The organism is Bradyrhizobium sp. Kon37 (assembly GCF_055807535.1).
The window spans coordinates 1-331 of the sequence record NZ_JBVVOY010000198.1; the positions used below are offsets into that span (position 1 = coordinate 1).

General features: G+C 65.6%; 1 protein-coding gene. It reads right to left on the reverse strand.

Going from position 1 to position 331, the window contains the following annotated elements:
• The coding region (locus AC0L3J_RS37785) for a TrbM/KikA/MpfK family conjugal transfer protein (RefSeq protein WP_473350499.1) at positions 1 to 277 on the reverse strand (277 nt) is incomplete at its 3' end.
• Between the last annotated feature and the right edge of the window lie 54 nt (positions 278 to 331).

Here is a 331-nt window from a genome sequence, read left to right on the forward strand (position 1 = left end):
GCCGCTCTTTCAGCTTCGCCTCGTACTCCTTGAGCGCGCGGTCGTAGTCGGCCGCCTCGATCCAATAGCCGCCCTCTTCCGGCGTGCCGACGTAGCGCGGCGCGGTCGTGTTGAAGTCGGTATAGGCATGGCCGGTGTAGGCCGCGCAGTAGTCCGGCAGGCGGTTGCCGATGTAGAACTGGTCGTCCCAGCTCCGCCACTCACGCAGCACGGAGTTCAGCGAGGACGCATCGCAGCGCCCGGCCCCGCGCGAAATCGAGGAAACGAGCGTCTGCATTTCCGGCGTCTGGTTCGATACCGGGCAGAGGTTGAGGAAGTTCAGCCGCGCCTT